This is a genomic window from Intrasporangium oryzae NRRL B-24470 (genome assembly GCF_000576595.1).
In the GTDB taxonomy this organism is placed as follows: Bacteria; Actinomycetota; Actinomycetes; order Actinomycetales; family Dermatophilaceae; genus Intrasporangium_C; species Intrasporangium_C oryzae.
This window is the reverse complement of the sequence record NZ_AWSA01000037.1, coordinates 19,779-36,941: the sequence shown is the minus strand read 5'-3', so window position 1 is coordinate 36,941 and position 17,163 is coordinate 19,779. Positions and strand designations below refer to the sequence as shown.

The following is a 17,163-nucleotide window of genomic DNA, read 5'->3' as shown; positions in this document are numbered from 1 at the left end:
GCGCCGTCGCCACCTCGCCGTCACCGTCGACGTTTGGAGGGCAGATGAACCCCGCCGTGTGGGTCGAACGCCAAGGACGCCGCCGGCCCGACGCCCCCGCGCTGGCCGAGGGTGAGCGGGTCCACGCGACGTGGGCTGCGTGGGCGGCGCGCACGGCCGCCCTGGCGGGCGGCCTGCTCGGGCCGCTCGGCCTCACGCCCGGGGACCGGGTCGCGATCGTCATGCGAAACCGTCCCGAGTACCTCGAGGCGCTCTATGCCGTCTGGCACGCCGGGCTGGTCGCCGTGCCGGTCAACGCCCGCCTCCACCGCGACGAGTTCGCGTACGTCCTCGAGCACAGCGCCACGAGCGTCGCGATCGCCGACGAGGAGCACGCCTCGGACATCGAGTCGCTGCTCGGCACCGTCGACTCGCTGCGGGAGGTGGTCGTGGCTCCGGGGGAGAGGTGGAGCCGCCTCGCGTCGGTCACGTCCGCCGCGTCGGCGCCGCTCGCCGACATGGCGCCGGACGACCCGGCCTGGCTCTTCTACACGAGCGGCACCACCGGCCGGCCCAAGGGTGCGACGCTCACGGCGCGCAACCTGCTCATGGCCTCGCTCAGCTACTTCGCCGACATCGACCCCGTGACGCCGCAGGACTCCGTCCTCCACGTCTCGCCGCTCTCCCACGGCGCCGGTCTCTACGGCGTGCCCCACGTCGCCAGGGGTGCCGTGAGCGTCGTGCCCGCGTCGGGCGGGGTCGACGGCGACGAGATCGCCGCACTGCTGCGGCACTGGCCGGGCATGTCCTTCTTCGCCGCTCCGACGACGGTCAAGCGGCTGGCCGAGCACCCGGCCGTCGTCGCGGCTGCTCCGTCCCACCTCAAGACGATCATCTACGGCGGCGCCCCGATGTACCTCGCCGACCTCGAGACCGCGCTCTCGGCCTTCGGCCCCCGGCTCGCCCAGATCTATGGGCAGGGCGAGACGCCCATGACGATCGCCGCGCTGTCCAAGGCCGACCACGCCGACACCGACCACCCGCGCTGGCGAGAGCGGATGCAGAGCGTGGGCTTTCCCCGCACCGACGTCGAGGTGCGCGTCGTCGACCTCGACGACCGCGAGGTGCCCCTCGGGGAGACGGGCGAGGTCGTCGTCCGCGGCGACGTCGTCATGTCCGGCTACTGGAAGCAGGCGGAGGCGACTGCCGAGACACTGCGGGGCGGCTGGCTGCACACCGGCGACATCGGCAGCTTCGACGCCGACGGCTACCTCACCCTGCGCGACCGCTCGAAGGACCTCATCATCAGCGGCGGGATGAACATCTACCCGCGTGAGGTCGAGGAGGCCCTGCTGCGTCATCCGGGTGTCCGCGCCGTCGCCGTCGTGGGCCACCCCGACCCGGAGTGGGGCGAGTCCGTGGTCGCCTTCGTCGTCGCCACGGAGGGCGCCCCGCCCCCGTCGGTCGACGAGCTCGACCGGACCTGCCTCGACCACATCGCCCGGTACAAGCGGCCCAAGGACTACCGCTTCGTCGACGCGTTGCCGACGAGCAACTACGGGAAGGTCCTCAAGCGCGAGCTGCGCCAGCAGCTCCGCTCCGAGGACGAGGACGTCCTTCGGGGCTGAGGGCGGCGCGCGAGCGCCGGCTGCGGCCGCGCCGGCGTGGCGACACGCCCAAGATCTGGGGTGCGGTGTGCGCGTGCAGCCCAAGGGATAGTGTCCTGGCTGCAGCTGGTTCGGCGCCTCAGCCAGAGGTGTCGTCGTAAGAGGGAACCCGGTTCGAATCCGGGACTGCCCCGCAGCGGTGAGTGGGAACGACCGTCGTCACGAGCACTGGGCCCCAGGGCCTGGGAAGCGACGACCAGTAGGAGTCCGTCCGTCCGAACGTCCGGACGGTGCGCATGCCCACGAGTCCGAAGACCTGCCAGCGCACCGCACGGGACCCCGTGCGGTGGTCCGAACGGCCCCGAGGGAGGGCTCGTGGACAGCGGTCGACCCCGCGTGCCCTGCACCTGACGGTCGGTCGTCGCTCCCACGCCTCCCCGTCCGCTCGGACCGTTCGTCCGAGCTGCGAGGAGACAGCCGTGAACACGCCACTTCAGGACCCCACCCACCACGAGACAGCCGGTCCGTCGCGACCCGTCCCGACGCCCGGGACGCACGTCCGGGTGACGAAGCGCGACGGCACCCGCGAGCCCTTCGACGCCGACCGCATCAACCGCGCGGTCGAGCGCGCGACCGAGGGCCTGGACAACGCCGTCGGGCTCACCGTGCAGATCGCGTCCGAGCTGGCGATCACCCTGTTCGACGGGATCACGACCGAGGAGCTCGACCAGGCGGCCATCCAGGTCGCCGTCCAGAACGTCAAGGACGACCCCGACTTCGACCGGGTCGCGGCGCGCCTCTTGCGCACGACGATGTACAAACGCGTGCTCGGCGGCTACGAGAGCGGGCTCGAGCTGACCCTCCTGCACCGGGCGAGGTTCCCGGGGCACGTGCGGTATGCCGTCGAGCACGGCCTGCTCGACGCTCGTCTCGGGTCGGCGTTCGACCTCGAGCGCCTCGCCGACGAGCTCGACCCCGAGCACGACGAGCTGCTGACGTACATCGGCGTCGTCACGATGCGCAACCGCTACCTGCTCGCCGGACCGGACGGAACGGACGTCGAGGTGCCGCAGTACTTCTGGATGCGGGTCGCGATGGGGCTGTCCCTAAACGAGGAGGACGCGACCGGTGCGGCGATCCGGTTCTACCGGGCCATGTCGCGGCTGGAGTACCTGCCGGCCGGCTCGACGCTGGTCAACGCAGGCACCCCTCAGCCGCAGCTGTCGAACTGCTTCGTGCTCCAGATGGAGGACGACATCGAGCACATCGCCAAGAGCGTGCGCGACGTCATGTGGATCACCAAGGGCACAGGAGGAATCGGCCTCTCGGTGACCAAGCTGCGCGCCGAAGGGTCCCCGATCCGGAGCAACAACACGACGTCCACGGGTCCGATCCCCTTCATGCACACGATCGACTCGACGCTGCGGGCCGTCTCGCGCGGCGGCAAGAAGTTCGGGGCGCTGTGCTTCTACATGGAGAACTGGCACCTCGACTTCCCGCAGTTCCTCGACCTGCGCCAGCAGGCCGGCGACCCCTACCGCCGCACCCGGACGGCGAACACCGCCGTGTGGATCTCCGACGAGTTCATGCGGCGGGTCGAGCGGGACGAGACGTGGTACCTGTTCGACCCGCTCGAGACGCCCGACCTCGTCGAGCTGACGGGCGCGGCGTTCAGCCGCCGGTATGCCGACTACGTGGACCTGGCCGAGCAGGGGCGCCTGCGCGCCTTCCGGACCGTGCGCGCCCGCGAGCAGTTCACCGCCATCCTCGTCGCCCTGCAGACCGCTTCGCACCCGTGGCTCACGTGGAAGGACACCGTCAACCTGCGCGCGCTCAACGACAACACCGGGACGATCCATCTGTCAAACCTCTGCACCGAGATCACGCTGCCGCAGGACCGCGACAACTCGGCCGTGTGCAACCTCGCCTCGGTCAACCTCGCGCGGCACCTCAGAACGGACCTCACAACGGGCCTGCCGCAGGGGTCGGACGGGCCGACGGGTCTCGAGGCCGCCGTCGACTGGGAGCGCCTGGAAGCGACGGTCCGAACGGCGGTGCGGCAGCTGGACAACCTCATCGACATCACCCTGTCGTCGGTCCCGGAGTCCGAACGGTCGAACGAGGCCAACCGGGCCGTGGGCCTCGGGATGATGGGCTTGACCGACGTCATCGAGCGCCTCGGGCTGATCTACGGCAGTGACGCGTCGCTCGAGCTCGTCGACCGCGTCACGGAGTTCATCAGCTTCCACGCCATCGACGCGAGCGCCGACCTCGCCCGCACTCGCGGCAGCTACCCCCGCTTCGCGGGGTCGGGCTGGTCCCGCGGACGCGTTCCTCTCGACACCCTCGCCGACCTCGAGGCCGACCGTGGCGTCCCCGTCGACGTCGACCGGTCGGCCCGCCTCGACTGGGACGTGCTGCGGAACAAGGTGGCCGGGGGCATGCGCAACGCAACCCTCATGGCCGTGGCGCCGACGGCGTCGATCGGCCTGGTGGCCGGGACGACTCCGGGGCTCGACCCGCAGTTCTCCCAGCTCTTCAGCCGCACGACGAGCTCCGGCAAGTTCCTCGAGGTCAACCGCAACCTCGTGGCCGCGCTCAAGCAACGTGGGCTGTGGGAGCTCACGCGCGAGGACCTGCTGCGGTCGCAGGGCGACGTGCAGGGCATCGACGCGATCCCGGCGGAGCTGCGCGAGGTCTACCGCACGTCCTTCCAGCTCTCGCCCTACGCGTTCCTCCACGTCGCGGCGCGCGCCCAGAAGTGGGTGGACCAGGCGATCAGCCGCACCATGTACCTCGAGACGCGCGACCTGGGCGAGATGGCGAGGATCTACGGGGCCGCGTGGCGGATGGGCGTCAAGACGACGTACTACCTGCACGTCAAGCCCCGGCACACTGCCGAGCAGTCGACCGTCCGCGTCAACAAGGCCGCCACGACCGGACGCGCCACCGGAGGCTTCGGGTTCGCGCGACCGGCCGCTCCGGGCGCGGTGTCCGCGACGTCGCCCGACGAGACCGAGCGGGCCTCCATCGGCGGGCTCGTGTGCCCGACCGACCCTCAGGAGCGCCTCGAGTGCGACGCCTGCCAGTGACGCCCGTCCGCCGCGCCCCTGCTCGGCTCCAACTGCCACACCGAGGAGACCACCCGTGACCATGAACCCCGCCGTCCCCACCCTCGCTCCGTCGATCCTCGGAGCGGGCATCGCAGAAGGACTGCTGCTCAGGCCGATCCGCTACCCCTGGGCCTACGAGCTCTACGAGCAGGCCGTGGCCAACACGTGGTTCCCGCACGAGGTCCAGCTCGGGGAGGACCTCGCCGACTTCTCCCGGATGACCGACGAGGAGAAGCACGCGGTCACCTTCCTCATGAGCTACTTCAACCCGAACGAGCTGCTCGTCAACAAGGCCCTCGCCTTCGGCGTCTACCCGTACGTCAACGCGCCCGAGGCTCACCTCTACCTCGCCAAGCAGATGTGGGAGGAGGCCAACCACTGCGTCGCCTTCGAGTACGTCCTCGAGACGTTCCCCATCGACCGGCAGCGGGCGTATGCCGCTCACGTCGACACCCCGACGATGGCGGCGAAGGAGGCCTTCGGGGTCCACTACATCGCCCGGATGACCGAGCAGACCCTCGACATCACCACCGTCGAGGGAAAGAGGGACTTCGTGCGCAACCTCGTGGCCTACAACGTCATCCTCGAGGGCATCTGGTTCTACAGCGGGTTCATGGTCGCGCTCAGCTTCCGGCAGCGGAACCTGCTCCGGAACTTCGGCTCGCTCATCGACTGGGTCGTGCGCGACGAGAGCCTCCACCTGAAGTTCGGGATCAACCTCGTGCTCACCGTCCTCGAGGAGAACCCGGAGCTGCAGACCCAGGAGTTCGCCGACGAGATCCGCCAGATGATCCTCGACGCCGTCGACCTGGAGGAGCGCTACAACCGCGACCTGCTGCCGCACGGCATCCTCGGCATCAACGCCGACTACATCAACGCCTACGTGCGCTACCTCGCGGACCGGCGCCTCGAGGAGCTCGGCTTCGCTGCCCACTACAACGCGAGCAACCCGGCCAAGTGGATGGCCGCCGCCAACGACACCCTCGCGCTCGTCAACTTCTTCGAGGCGACGAACACGAGCTACGAGGTCGCCGCGCGGACGAGCTGAGAGAGGCAGCACCCGGAGGACGCCGGCGTCCTCCGGGTTCCGGCCGGCCCCGCACCACGGCGAGAGGTCAGTCCTCGGTTCCCGTGGCCCGGTCCCGGGCGGCCCGCTCCTCCAGCGTCGGGTAGCGGTCGGCATACTCCTGACCGGAGAGCCCTCCGATCCGGCGCATCAGCGTGTCGGTGGCCTCGCGCCACGCCGCCGGGTCGTCCCGACGGTCCTGCCACGTCGATACGTCGAGGGGTGGTGCGTAGGTGATGGTGACCCGGCCACGACGGGGCCCGGGCTGCCCGGGCAGGCGCACCTCACGGGTCCCGACGACGCCGACCGGGATCACGGGGACGCCGAGGGGGAGCGCCAGTCGCATGACGCCGGTGTGGCCGCGGTAGAGCCGGCCGTCGGGTGACCGGGTGCCCTCCGGGAAGAGCGCCACGACGCCTCCCGCGGAGAGGATGGCGCGCGCGGCGTCGAGGCCCGGACCGGCGGCATCCGCGCTCGCCGGGTCGATGGGGGCCTGCCCGATGGCGCGCAGGAACCAGGCGAGGGCCCGCCGCTTCGGGCTGCGGCCCGCGTAGTACTTCGTCTTGGCGAGGAACGTGACCCTGCGCGGCACGCCCATGCTGATCCCGACGGGGTCGAGCATCGTCATGTGGTTGGCCGCGACGATGAACGGGCCGGTGCGGGGGAGGTTCTCGCGCCCGACCCAGCGCAGCCGCAGGTACCACCGGGCCACGGGCCCGAGCAGCACGTACTTGAAGACCCAGTACCACACGCGATCACCGTAGGCCGCCGTCCAGCGCTCCGGTGGCTTCTTGCCTGCAGAGGCGTGCGCGGTCTCCCGTGCTGTCCGCCCGTCAGCCCCAGACGGCGAGCTCGTCCGCGCGGAGGCCGGTGACGACGCTCGACGCCTCGTCGAAGACCATGACGGCCGGGTCGTCGGTCGTCCACGGTCTCCAGCCCGGCTCACCGTCGCGGCCGAACGCCACCCAGGCGCGGTGCATCCCGTCGGCCAGCTGCTGGGGCGCGGCGTCACCCGCCATGAGGCCGCCGACTCCGAGCGTGTCGAAGACGAACGGCAGCTCGAGCCCGTGGCAGGCGCCGAGACCCCCGACCGGTGTCGCCCACGCGAACTCGTAGGCGTGCACGGGAGCCCAGGAGGACTGCGCGGCGGCCAACCGAGCGGACGGGACGCGGAACCCGACGTCTGTGAGGATCGCGGCGAGGACCTCGCCCGCGGACGCCTGGCCGCGGTTGCCGGCATACGTCGGCACGACCTGCTCGGGCCAGCCGTAGCGGGCCCCGAGGAGGGGAAGGGCCTCGCTCGTGACGCCCGCGGCGACGCCGGTGGGCACGAGGAACAGCCGGAACTCGTCACGGGTCGTCCCGATGAGCAGGGGCACACCGGCGGCAGACCCGCCGGCGATGCAGGTCTCCGGCAGGTCCGGGACCAGCTCGCCGTCGATGACGGGGAAGAAGCTCATGATCCCCTGGCCCCTGCGCAGGACCGACTGGCCCCAGCGCTGGGGGTCGGGGTCGGTCTGGAGCGCCAGCCCGACTGCCGTCTGCGCCGCAAGGACGGCCTCCGGGTCGAGCGCACCGAAGGCCTCGGCCGTCGCGGGGACGCCGAGCTGGGCGGCGACCTCGGCACTCACCTTCCGGGCGTCCTCGAGGGTGCACGCTGCGGCCCCGCTGCCGCTCTGGACGACCGCGCGGTGGAAGAGCCCCCGGGCGGCGGGCGAGGCCATGAGCGTCGCGACGCTCATCCCCCCGGCCGACTCGCCGAAGACGGTCACGTCGTCGGGGTTGCCGCCGAATGCGGCCGCGTTGTCACGCACCCACTCGAGGGCCGCCACCTGGTCGCGGATGCCGAGGTTGGTCGGCGCGCCGTCGAGGACTGCGAACCCCGGCACGCCGAGCCGGTAGTTGACCCCGACGAGGACGACGCCGTCGCGGCCGAACGCGCTCCCGTCATAGGTCGGCATCGAGTTCGCACCCCGGACGAAGGCCCCGCCGGGAAGCCAGACCATGACGGGGAGCCCGCCTCCCTCGGCCGGCGCCCACACGTCGACGTTGAGGTACTCGTCGCCAGGGTTCACCGTGCTCGGCAGGATCGCGCCTATCGCGGGCGGGTAGGGCGCCTGCGACGCCGTGGGACCGTGCTCGAGGGCGTCGCGGACCCCCTCCCAGGGCGCGACGGGCCGCGGCGCCCGGTAGCGGTCGGCGCCGACGGCCGCTGCGGCATACGGGATGCCGAGGAAGGAGCTCACCCCGTCGCGGCTCGAGCCGCGGACGAGGCCTCCGGTGACGCGAACGACAGGGTTCATGGCGTCATCCAAGCAGGCGGGAGGGCTCCTCGGTGCCTCTCGACCCGAGTCGTCCGCACCGGGCCGCTACCTTGTGCGGGTGACTGTTGAACTGCCCGACCGGGCGCGTGTCGTCGTCATCGGCGGGGGAGTCATCGGCTCGTCGGTGGCCTACCACCTGGCCCATGCGGGATGGACCGATGTCGTCGTGCTCGAGCGCGACCGGCTCACGTCCGGCACGACCTGGCACGCCGCCGGCCTCATGACGTGCTTCGGCTCCACGTCGGAGACGAGCACGGCGATCCGCCTCTACTCGCGTGACCTCTACGCGCGCCTCGAGGCCGAGACCGGGCAGGCGACGGGCTTTCGCCCCGTGGGCCTCATCGAGGCGGCCGCCGACCGGGACCGGCTGGAGGAGTACCGCCGGGTCGCGGCCTTCCAGCGCCACCTCGGGCTGGAGGTGCACGAGATCTCGCCGGGCGAGATGGCCGAGCTGTTCCCGTGGGCGCGCACCGACGACCTGCTCGCCGGCTTCTACGTCCCGGGCGACGGTCGGGTCAACCCGGTCGACCTGACGATGGCGCTCGCCAAGGGAGCGCGCGCGCTCGGTGTCCGCGTCATCGAGTGCGTGGCGGTCACGGACGTGCTCACCGCTCACGGCGCGGTCACGGGCGTCCGCGCAGCCGGCCAGACCATCGAGTGCGAGTACGTCGTCAACTGCACCGGCATGTGGGCCCGACAGCTCGGCGAGCGCAACGGCCTCGTCGTCCCCAACCAGGCAGCCGAGCACTACTACCTCATCACCGACACGATCGAGGGCATGGACCCCGACGCCCCGATCTTCGAGGACCCGTCGTCCTACGGCTACTACCGCGAGGAGGGCGGCGGCATGATGGTCGGCCTCTTCGAACCCGAGGCGGCCGCCTGGCGGGTGGACGGCATACCGGCCGACTTCTCCTTCGGCACGCTGCCGCCCGACTGGGACCGGATGGCGCCCTTCCTCGAGAAGGCGATGGCGCGGGTGCCGATCACCATGGAGGTCGGGGTCCGGACGTTCTTCTGCGGCCCCGAGTCGTTCACGCCCGACCTCGCGCCGGCTGTGGGCGAGGCGCCCGGCATCCGGGGGTACTTCGTCGCGGCCGGGATGAACTCCGTCGGCGTGCTCTCGGCCGGCGGCCTCGGCCGCGTCCTCGCCCACTGGATCACGACGGGCGAGCCCGACGTCGACGTGACCGGCTTCAACGTCGACCGGTTCCGCGCCGACCAGCTCGAGCCGGCCTACCGGGCCGCGCGGACCGCCGAGATCCTCGGCACGGTGTATGCCGCCCACACCCCGGGCAAGCAGCTGCACACCGCCCGCGGCCGCCTCCTCTCACCCGTTCACGACCGGCTCGTCGAGCAGGGCGGCCTCCTCCGCGAGGTGTCCGGCTGGGAGGGCGCCGACTGGTTCGCCGGGGCGGGGCAGACCCCCGAGGCCGAGCCGACGTGGGGACATGCTCCGTGGTTCGAGCAGTGGGAGCAGGAGCACCGGACGGTCCGCGAGGCCGTCGGGCTGATGGACATGTCCTTCATGGCGAAGTTCCGGGTGCGGGGTGCCGGCGCCGGTGCACTCCTCGACCGATTGTCCGCCGGTGCCGTGAACGGCGACCCGGGCGTCATCACCTACACCCAGTGGCTGGGCGACGGCGGCCGGATCGAGGCCGACCTCACGGTCACCAAGCTCGACGACGACGACTTCCTCGTCGTGGCGTCCGACACGGCCCACGGCCACGTGCGCGCCCGGCTCCAGCGCTTCGCCGACCCGTCGGTCTCGGTCACCGACGTGACGGCCGACCTCGCCCAGCTCAACGTCCAGGGTCCTCGCTCGCGTGACGTGCTCGCCGGCCTCACGGACGCCGACCTGTCGACGGAGGCCTTCGGCTTCCGCAGCGCCCGCTGGGTCGAGCTCGCCGGCGCGCGCCTGCTCCTCGCGCGCATCACGTATGCCGGTGAGCTGGGTTACGAGCTCTACGTCCCGCCCGCCGACGCCCTCGGTGTCTACGACGCCGTCCGGTCCGCCGGGGCCGCACACGGGCTGCGCCCGGTGGGTCTCAAGGCGCTCGCCTCGCTGCGGATGGAGAAGGCCTACCGGGACTTCGGCCACGACATCGACAACACGGACTGCCCGCTCGAGGCAGGTCTGGGCTTCGCGCTGGCGCTGGACAAGCCGGCGGCGTTCATCGGTCGCGATGCGGTCCTCGCCCGCAAGGCCGCGAACGCCGCAGCCGGCGGCCCTGCTCGCCGGATCGTCCAGGTGCGGGTCCGCGATCCGGAGCCGCTGCTCTTCCACGCCGAGCTCGTGCTGCGCGACGGTCGGCCGGTCGGGTACGTCCGCGCGGGGTCGTACGGCTGGACCCTCGGCTCGGCGGTCGGGCTGGCCATGGTCGAGGGCGACGGCGAGCCGGTGACGCCTGACTGGCTGTCGAGCGGTGCCTGGGAGGTCGACATCGCGGGGACGCGCTACCCGGCCGAGGTGTCCCTTCGCCCCCTGTACGACCCCACGAGCGCCCGCGTCCGCGTCTGACGAGCCCCGCAACACACCGGGCAGCGGTCAACCACGACGGTTGTACCCGCCGTGGTTGACCGCTGCCCGGTGTGTTGCGAGGGGGCCTGGGCTCAGAAGGAGCCGGCCCCGTTCGGGGTGCCGAGGCCGGTCGGGCCGTCCCAGCCGGTGCCCGCGGTGCACCACACCGACGGGGTGCACGTGCCGTTGGAGCCCGACGTGACGTCGTTCAGGCCCGAGGGGTGTCCCCACGTGTACGACGCCGGGTAGCCGGACGTGTTGCCCGAGAGGGCGTACACGCTGGCGATGATCGGCGACGAGGCGCTCGTCCCGCCGTAGACCTGCCAGCCCTTTCGACCCTGGTAGGACGTCGAGTCGTACACGGCGACACCGGTGTTGGGGTCGGCCACGGCCGACACGTCGGCGTTGGCCTTGCCCGAGCACTGCGTCGCGGACGTCTGCCAGGACGGCTTCGCGTTCTTCGTCGAGCAGCCGCTGCCGGCGCCGCTCCACGCGGTCTCGGTCCATCCGCGGGTCCCGCCCGAGCTCCTGAGGCTGGTCCCACCGACGGCGACGACGGTGTCGAAGGACGCCGGCGACTCGACGCCGTACCCACCGTCACCGGTCGAGGCCGTGATGGCGATGCCGGGGTGGTCGTAGGCCGAGGTCCCCGCGCTGTCCGACCCGCCGTAGCTGTTGCTGATCGCCGAGACGCCCTGGGTCGCTGCGTAGTTGACCCCGGTGCCGAGGTTGGCGAACGAGTTCGAGCTGGCCTCGACGAGCAGGATCTTGCAGTCGGGGCACGCCGCCGAGACCATGTCGAGGTCGAGGCTGATCTCGGTGGCCCAGCCGGCGTTCGCCCTCGGGTAGCTCGTGCCGCCGGTCTGGTTGACCTTGCGGAAGCATCCGTTGGCGGTGGTGCACGCCGGGAGGCCGAACTGCGACCGGTAGACGCCGAGGTCCGACTCCGCCGTCGGGTCGTCGTAGGCGTCGACGATGGCGACCGTCCGGCCGCCGCTGTTGAGGCTCGCCAGGCCGTACGCCGAACGGATGTCGGCCGGGCCGTACCCGCTCGGGGTAGCGGCGACCTGGGGCTTTCCGGTCGCGTCGAGCACGACCATGGCGTGGCAGCCGGCGGTTCCGGGCACCGGGACCGCGCAGACTCGCGCGGCGCGGTGCGTGGAGGCGGTCGACGATGGCTGGGCCATCGCGGATGTCGTGCCGACCATGAGCACCAGGGCGCCGGTCGCGGCAGCAAAGGACAGAGCCGAGCGTTTCACAGATCCTCCATGTGGGGTCGCGGACGCCCGGCGCAGCGTCGAGGTGGCATCGCCCCGCTCGCCGAAGCCTCCCCTGCCCGGTTCACGCGGCTTGTCTCGGACGTTACCCCCGTCGAGGTAAAGAGTTGGCAAGCCTTTGGGAAGACTTCGCCCTGTTCTCTGGGCGGCCCCTGAGAAATGACGTGTCCCGACGTGTAACGCCCGCGTCGCCACCGCGATGGAAGGGGTGAAAGAGGCGCCACCCGGACCCCCGAGCGGGTGGCGCCTCTTCCTCTGTCGCCAGCCGCCCGGCATTGCGTATGCCGCCGGGCCCGGTCCGCCCGGGCCCGCCCTTCCGCTCGTGCCACCTTACGACCGCCCGGGCCGTCACCGTTTCCGCTGCATCGCCGTGGCCGGCGCTGCGCAGGGCTAGCGTGGAGACGGTGACTCGTCCGATCCACCTGGAGGGCTTGAGATGGCATTCGACACGTACATCGTTCTCGCCGGCGTCTACCCCGACCTCGAGTCGGCCGAGGCGGACTACGACCTGGTGAAGGAGCTCCACTCCACGGAGGGGCTCATGGACGCCTACGACGCCGCGGTGATCCACCGCCGCGAGGACGGCAAGGTGAAGATCGCGAAGAAGCACGAGACCCCGACCCGGGTCGGTGGGGTGCTCGGCGGCGGTGCGGGGCTGGCGACCGGGCTGGTCATCGCCCTCTTCCCGTTCGCCGCGGTCGGGGGCGGGCTGCTCGCAGCCACCTCGGCAGGTGGGGCGATCCTCGGTGCCGTGGCCGGACATGCAGCTGCGGGGATGAGCCGCGACGACCTCAAGACGCTCGGGGAGTCCCTAGACCGGGGCGAGGCCGGTCTCATCGTCGTGGGCGTGACGGACATGGAGGCGAAGATCGAGGAGGTCATGCGCCGCTCGGAGAAGCTCGAGAAGAAGCACCTGAAGGCGGACACCGAGGCCATCGAGCGCGATGCGCGGGAGGCTGAGGCCGAGTAGCCGGCGGCTCACCTGCGGGGGAGGATGCCGGGGCCGTGGTCGCGAGCGACGGTGGACCCATGCGACTCCTGCTGATCAGCAACGCGAAACGGGACGGGACGGGCTACCTGGAGCACGCCGCGGGCGAGGTGGCCGACTTCCTCCCCGACGACGTCGAGCGGCTCCTGTTCGTGCCGTTCGCCGCGGTGACGCGCTCCGCCGACGAGTACCTCGATCTCGTCCGACCGGTGTTCGCGGCGACGGGCCGCGAGATCATCGGCATCCACGACGCGGCGGACCAGGTCGCGGCCGTCGAGCGGGCGGAGGCCATCGTCGTGGGCGGCGGCAACACCTGGGAGCTGCTCCGTCGGGTGCGGCAGCGCCATCTGCTCGAGCCGATTCGCGAGCGCGTCCGCGGTGGGGTGCCCTATGTCGGGTGGAGCGCCGGAGCGAACCTCGCCTGCCCGACGATCATGACGACGAACGACATGCCGATCGTGCAGCCCGGACCGCTCGACGCGCTCGACCTCGTCCCGTTCCAGATCAACCCGCACTACCTGCACGGCAACCCTCCTGGCTTCCACGGCGAGACCCGCGAGACGCGGATCGCCGAGTTCTGCGCGCTGCACCGCGGAGTCTGGGTGGCCGGCCTCCACGAGGGGGCGATGCTTCGCGTCGACGGCGACCGGCTCGAGCTGCGCGGGGACGCGCCGTGCCGGGTGTTCCGGTGGGGCGTCGAGTCCTTCGAGGTGGCCCCGGGCGGCGACGTCTCCTTCCTGGCCCGGCGTCGCATCGAGCACGACTCGCTCGGCGAGCGCGAGGTGCCGCACCACGCGTACTACGGCGTGCAGACCGTCCGGGCCCTCGAGAACTTCCCCCTGAGCAGGATCCAGCTGTCCATGTTCCCGTCGCTGATCACGGCCTTCGCCCAGGTGAAGCAGGCGGCAGCCATCACCAACGGTGAGCTCGGCGGACTCGACCCCGCGCGCCGTGACGCGATCGTGAAGGCCTGCGAGGAGGTCGCCTCCGGCGAGCACTCCGACCACTTCGTCGTCGACATGCTGCAGGGCGGCGCGGGCACGTCGACGAACATGAACGTCAACGAGGTGATCACCAACCGTGGGCTCGAGCTGCTCGGCCACGAGCGCGGCGACTACGAGCACCTGCACCCGATCGACGACACCAACCGGTCGCAGTCCACCAACGACGCCTACCCGACCGCGCTGAAGCTGGCGATCATGACGGCCGCGGACGAGGCGACCACGGGGCTGGAGCACCTTCAGGCGGCGCTCGTCGAGCGGTCGCAGGCCTTCGCGCACGTCATCAAGATGGGACGCACCGAGCTCCAGGACGCGGTCCCGATGACCCTGGGCCAGGAGTTCGCGGCATACGCGGTCATGGTCGGCGAAGGGGTCCGCGCGCTGCGCCACAGCGTCGACGACCTCCACTCCGTCGCGCTCGGCGCGACGGCCATCGGCACCGGCATCACCTCACCGCCGGGCTACGCGGCGCGGGTCACGGAGATCCTGGCCGAGCTGAGCGACCGCCCCCTGACGCTGGCCCACGACCTGGTGGAGGCCACGCAGGACTCCGGCGACTTCGTCAGCGTGTCGGCGGCGATGAAGCGGGCCGCCGTGCAGGTCTCGAAGATCGCCAACGACCTGCGCCTGCTCTCCAGCGGACCGCGTGCAGGCCTCGCCGAGATCCGGCTGCCCGCGATGCAGCCCGGGTCGTCGATCATGCCCGGCAAGGTCAACCCGGTCATCCCCGAGGTGGTCAACGTCGTCTGCTACCAGCTCATCGGTTTCGACGTCGCCGTCACGATGGCCGCCGAGGCGAGCCAGCTCGAGCTGAACCACACCGAGCCGCTCATGGCCCTCGACGTGCTGCACGGCCTCCACATCCTCGGCCGAGCATGCAGGGTGCTCGCCGACCGGTGCGTCGCCGGGATCGAGGCCGACGAGGACCGGTGCCGCCGCTACGTCGAACGGTCGACCGGTGTGGTGACCGCGCTGAACCCGGTCATCGGCTACGAACGGTCGGCGATGGTCGCCAAGGAGGCGCTCGCCACGGGCCGCCCGGTGACGGAGCTGGTCGTCGAGCATGGTTGGCTGACGGCGGAGCAGGTGTCCGACCTGCTGCGTCCGGAGCGGCTCGTGAACCCGCTCACCGTCGAGGACTGAGAGGCTGTCATGACGAGCACGGTGCTCGTGCTGCACACCGGCGGCACGATCGGGATGGTCGACACCCCCGACGGGGCCGCTCCGGTGGCGGGCGCCCTGGGACCGTACCTCGACTGGATCGTCGAGAGCTCGCGAGGTGAGCTGCCCCCGATCTCCTTCCTCGAGCTCGACCGGCCCATCGACTCGGCCAACGCCACCCCCGAGGACTGGTGCACCATCGCCCGGATCCTCCACGAGCGCCGCGACGACCACTCCGGGTTCGTCGTCCTGCACGGGACCGACACGATGGCCTACACGTCGTCGGCCCTCTCGTTCCTGCTGCCGTCCTTCGGCAAGCCCGTCGTCGTGACCGGTTCGCAGATCCCGATCGCCCGGATCCGCAGCGACGGCCGGCAGAACCTCATCGGGGCGCTCCAGGTCGCGGCGCGGCCCGACGTGCCTGAGGTGACGCTGCTCTTCGGGGAGGTCCTGCTCCGGGGCAACCGGGCGATGAAGATCGACGCCTCGGGTCTCGACGCCTTCGACTCGCCGCGCTTCCCGCCCCTGGCCCGGATAGGCATCGACATCGAGGTGAACGACGCCCTCGTCCGGCCGCGCGCGGGCGAGCCCACCCTGACCGCCGGGCAGCTGGGTGACGTCGCCGCGATGCGGCTGTTCCCCGGCTTCTCGGCCTCGACCCTTGCGAACCTGTGCCGGCCCCCGCTCCAGGGCCTGGTCCTCGAGGCCTATGGCGCCGGCAACGGGCCGTCCGATGACCGCGACTTCCTGGCCGCGGTCGAGGCCGCTACCGCCCGGGGCGTCGTCGTCGTCATCGTGACCCAGTGCGTTCGCGGCTCCGTCCAGCCGGGCGCCTACGCGACGGGGTCGGCCCTCATCCGCGCGGGCGCCGTGCCGGGCTACGACATGACGTCCGAGGCCGCCCTGACCAAGCTCGCGGTCCTGCTCGGCCGGGGCCTCGACACGGAGACGGTCACCCAGATGATGCAGCTCGACCTCGCCGGCGAGCTGACCGCCTGAGCACCGCGAGGGCTCTCGCGACCATCCGGCGCGCTCGTCTGAGCTCGTCTGGGCTCGTCAGGACTCTTCGGTGCTCGTCGGTGCTTCGTCGGTGACCATGGGGGCGCTCAACCCAAGGTCGAGGTCCGTGCCACGAGCTCGGGGGTGAAGGTCACCTGCGTATGCGTGTGGTCGGGGTTGGTGGCCTCGTCGACGACGAGCTCGGCGGCCGTCCGGCCGAGCTCCTGACGCGGCTGGCGCACGGAGGTCAGCGGCACGGCGGCCGCCGAGGCGAACTCGATGTCGTCGTAGCCGACGATGGCCAGGTCGTCGGGGACCCGGCGACCGCTGGCGATCGTCTGCTGGAGCAGCCCGAGTGCGACCAGGTCGTTGGCACAGAACGCGGCGGTGGGGCGTCGGCGGGCCGGCATCCCGGCGAGGCGCTCGCCGGCGCCTCGGCCCTCGGCGACCGTGAGCGCCGACGTGGTCAGCTGGACCAGGGCGTCCTGGGGCAGCCCGGCCTCGGCCCACGCCTGCTGAGCGCCGCGCCACCGGTCCTCGACCTGGCCGATGCTGAGGGGGCCGCCGACGAACGCGACCCGCGAGTGGCCGCGGTCGATGAGGTGCTCGACCGCGACCCGCCCGCCGAGCACGTCGTCGACGGCCACCGAGCACAGGGCGAGGTCCTTCTGGACCCGGTCGACGATGACGAGCGGGGTGCCTCGCCTCGCGACCTCGTTGAGGAAGTCGGCGCCGGGGTCGACAGGGGTGATGAGGATGCCCTGGACGCGCTGCTGCTGGAGCAGGTCGAGGTAGGCCTCCTCGCGGGTGGAGCTGTTGTTGCTGTTGCAGATGAACAGCGACAGCTCGGAGAGGTCGGCCGCGAGCTCGATGCCCTGGGCCACGTCGGTGAAGAAGGGGTTGCTCGCGTCGAGGACGACGTAGGCGAGGACTCGGCTCTGTCCCGCCCGGAGCTGACGAGCCGACTCGTTGCGCACGAAGCCGAGCTCCGTCATCGCCCGCTCCACCTTCGAGCGGGTCCGGTCGCTGACGCGGTCGGGTCGGTTGAGCACGTTGGACACGGTGCCGAGGGACACGCCAGCGCGTGCGGCCACGTCCTTGACGCTCACGGACCGCTGCGTCGGAGC

General features: G+C 71.5%; 11 protein-coding genes and 1 riboswitch. Of the genes, 7 read left to right on the top strand and 4 right to left on the bottom strand.

Annotation, left to right across the window (positions count from 1 at the left end; genetic code table 11):
* Window positions 1–44 precede the first annotated feature (44 nt).
* The 3 genes from N865_RS15585 to N865_RS15575 all read left to right on the top strand — a co-directional run bounded on the left by N865_RS15585 (window position 45) and on the right by N865_RS15575 (window position 5,747).
* Complete coding sequence (locus N865_RS15585; protein ID WP_034807861.1) at window positions 45–1,607, top strand: AMP-binding protein; 1,563 nt, start codon at window positions 45–47, stop codon at window positions 1,605–1,607.
* An 89-nt stretch (window positions 1,608–1,696) separates the two neighbouring features.
* A riboswitch (cobalamin riboswitch) is annotated at window positions 1,697–1,924 on the top strand.
* A gap of 225 nt (window positions 1,925–2,149) precedes the next feature.
* Window positions 2,150–4,678, top strand: coding sequence for a ribonucleoside-diphosphate reductase subunit alpha (locus tag N865_RS15580; protein WP_034807903.1), 2,529 nt, complete (start codon window positions 2,150–2,152; stop codon window positions 4,676–4,678).
* Between the two features lie 61 nt (window positions 4,679–4,739).
* Window positions 4,740–5,747: a ribonucleotide-diphosphate reductase subunit beta gene (locus N865_RS15575; RefSeq protein ID WP_034807901.1), complete on the top strand. Its 1,008-nt coding sequence runs from the start codon at window positions 4,740–4,742 to the stop codon at window positions 5,745–5,747.
* Between the two features lie 67 nt (window positions 5,748–5,814).
* On the opposite strand, the gene N865_RS15570 is transcribed toward N865_RS15575, so the two are convergent.
* Window positions 5,815–6,516 carry a lysophospholipid acyltransferase family protein gene (locus N865_RS15570; protein WP_034807859.1) on the bottom strand — a complete coding sequence of 234 codons (702 nt, stop codon included), beginning with the start codon at window positions 6,514–6,516 and terminating at the stop codon, window positions 5,815–5,817.
* Between the two features lie 82 nt (window positions 6,517–6,598).
* Window positions 6,599–8,068 carry a carboxylesterase/lipase family protein gene (locus N865_RS15565; protein ID WP_034807858.1) on the bottom strand — a complete coding sequence of 490 codons (1,470 nt, stop codon included), beginning with the start codon at window positions 8,066–8,068 and terminating at the stop codon, window positions 6,599–6,601.
* Between the two features lie 79 nt (window positions 8,069–8,147).
* On the opposite strand from N865_RS15565, the gene N865_RS15560 reads away from it, so the two are divergent.
* Entirely contained in the window at window positions 8,148–10,610 is a 2,463-nt protein-coding gene (locus tag N865_RS15560) for a GcvT family protein (RefSeq protein ID WP_245603792.1), read from the top strand.
* Window positions 10,611–10,702: 92 nt separating this feature from the next.
* Here the strand turns inward: N865_RS15560 and N865_RS15555 are convergent, their stop codons facing one another.
* Window positions 10,703–11,869: a S53 family peptidase gene (locus N865_RS15555; RefSeq protein WP_034807857.1), complete on the bottom strand. Its 1,167-nt coding sequence runs from the start codon at window positions 11,867–11,869 to the stop codon at window positions 10,703–10,705.
* 454 nt (window positions 11,870–12,323) lie between these two features.
* Between N865_RS15555 and N865_RS15550 the strand changes: the two genes are divergently transcribed.
* From N865_RS15550 to N865_RS15540, 3 genes are read left to right on the top strand one after another with little or no spacing between them, the layout of a single operon-like run.
* Entirely contained in the window at window positions 12,324–12,857 is a 534-nt protein-coding gene (locus N865_RS15550) for a DUF1269 domain-containing protein (protein ID WP_034807848.1), read from the top strand.
* A gap of 59 nt (window positions 12,858–12,916) precedes the next feature.
* Complete coding sequence (gene pepE, locus N865_RS15545) at window positions 12,917–15,019, top strand: dipeptidase PepE (protein WP_157557726.1); 2,103 nt, start codon at window positions 12,917–12,919, stop codon at window positions 15,017–15,019.
* 9 nt (window positions 15,020–15,028) lie between these two features.
* Window positions 15,029–16,036, top strand: a complete 1,008-nt coding sequence (locus N865_RS15540; protein ID WP_034807846.1) for a type I asparaginase — start codon at window positions 15,029–15,031, stop codon at window positions 16,034–16,036.
* Between the two features lie 107 nt (window positions 16,037–16,143).
* On the opposite strand, the gene N865_RS15535 is transcribed toward N865_RS15540, so the two are convergent.
* Window positions 16,144–17,130 carry a LacI family DNA-binding transcriptional regulator gene (locus N865_RS15535; protein ID WP_245603791.1) on the bottom strand — a complete coding sequence of 329 codons (987 nt, stop codon included), beginning with the start codon at window positions 17,128–17,130 and terminating at the stop codon, window positions 16,144–16,146.
* Window positions 17,131–17,163: the final 33 nt, after the last annotated feature.